The 1,114-nt window shown below is 42.5% G+C and carries 1 protein-coding gene; it reads left to right on the top strand.

The window, feature by feature from the left end; translation table 11 throughout:
* Nucleotides 1–495 precede the first annotated feature (495 nt).
* Nucleotides 496–1,114, top strand: a 619-nt coding sequence (locus NRL14_RS20740; RefSeq protein WP_306725510.1) for a reverse transcriptase domain-containing protein, incomplete at its 3' end; no start/stop codon positions are given.

The raw sequence follows: 1,114 nt of genomic DNA, 5'->3' as shown, positions 1-1,114 counted from the left end.
TAACTAACCTCCTGTATCGAGTGTTGCGCCTTTGGCGGAGTGTGGGATTAGCAATTGCTTTTCAGTTATGAGGATAGCATCACACGAACAAGATTGGCGAAGCGTACACAGAGAATTATGTAGGCCATAGGGGTTATCGTGATCCTGAAGTGCTGATATCGCTCCGATAAATATTAGATCTGACTGACGAGGTTTGCAACGCCACCGAAGTCCATGCAAAACAGCCGTGTTAGTAAGGTTGTGGCGAGTCAGCGGAGTTTCAAAGCCGTGGCATGTATAAAGAGATGGTTTGAGAACTTGAGAGATCCAAAGGTGTTCCACAAGGATGGTGGTAGGAAAGCTTAACGAAAAGCAAAGCTAACGATGACCTTTTGGAAGTCAGATCAGCCCATAGTAGTCTGGGCAGGGGAAAGCCCTGTACATGGCGAAGGAGCTGACAGTTATATCGGGTACTAAGTCGACACATAGACCGGACAAAGTAGGGCTGGAAATATTATGACAACAACACTTAATACCCTTGCATTTAAAGCACATACTCACCCTAAGCACAGGTTTCAGAATCTATATGGATTGCTAGATGCCGCAAGCCTGTATGAAAGCTGGGGTCAACTCAATAAATTAGCCAGTCCGGGTATTGATGGCATTACGATGCCAAAATACAAGTCGACGTTAATTGAAAATATCGAACGTTTAAGTCAGCAACTCAAACAGAAAAGTTATCGAGTTAATGATATTAAACGCATCTACATCCCAAAATCCAATGGTAAAGAACGACCGCTAGGGCTTCCAACAGTTGATGACAAACTTGTGCAACAAAGTGTTAGTCAGATCCTGCAAAGTATCTGGGAGCAAGACTTTATGCGCAATAGCTATGGGTATAGGCCGAATAAAAGTGCACATCAAGCAGTACATAGCCTAACAATGAATCTTCAATTTAAAGGATATGGTTATATCGTTGAAGCTGACATTAAAGGCTTCTTCGACAACCTTGAGCATGAATGGCTGATGAAAATGTTAGCGTTACGTATTGATGATAAGGCAATGCTTAATTTAATCAACCAGTGGTTAAAAGCGCGGATAAAATCACCCGATGGCGTATTCACTAAACCATCAA

The sequence above is a fragment of the Pseudoalteromonas sp. 20-92 genome (genome assembly GCF_030847595.1).
GTDB lineage: Bacteria > Pseudomonadota > Gammaproteobacteria > Enterobacterales > Alteromonadaceae > Pseudoalteromonas > Pseudoalteromonas fuliginea.
This window is presented reverse-complemented; position numbering and strand designations above follow the sequence as displayed.